Source organism: Corallococcus sp. AB049A (assembly GCF_003668885.1).
Lineage (GTDB): Bacteria > Myxococcota > Myxococcia > Myxococcales > Myxococcaceae > Corallococcus > Corallococcus interemptor.
Window position 1 is genome coordinate 1 of the sequence record NZ_RAWL01001045.1, and the last position, 461, is coordinate 461.

Sequence of the window (461 nt, forward strand, 5' to 3'; positions counted from 1 at the left end):
GTCGCGACCCATCGATCGCCAGTGCTGCAGGTCATCACTGGCATCCAGCTGAACCTGCGCCTGCAGCGGCTGGCCGCTGTCGGCCCAGTCCAGCACCAGCGCCGCCAGCGGCTGCTGGTCGAGCATGCTGGCGTCGATCAGCCAGCCGCCCTGCCCGTTCGCCGTCGCCCCGCCACTCACCCGTGCTTCGACCCGGCGCACGCGCCCATCGGTATCACGCTCGGTCAGCAGCTGCAGATCGTTGCGCTGGGCATCGGCCAGCGGCGGCAGCACGAACCACGGCAGCTCACGCTGCACCGGCGGTTGCGCCAGCGGCTGGTCCGGCGCCAGCAGTGCCGACGGCAGCAGCTGGCTGGCTGCATTGAACACCTGCAGGTCGCTGAGGTCGGGGCTCACGGCACGGCGGTAGATCGCCGGCTCCAGCACGATGCGGTAGGCACCGGACTGCGCGCTGGACAATG

General features: G+C 70.7%; 1 protein-coding gene. It reads right to left on the minus strand.

Annotated elements, in window-relative coordinates; genetic code table 11:
- A partial coding sequence (locus D7X55_RS46265) for a DUF3999 family protein (protein WP_121725748.1) occupies window positions 1–461 on the minus strand: 461 nt, incomplete at both ends.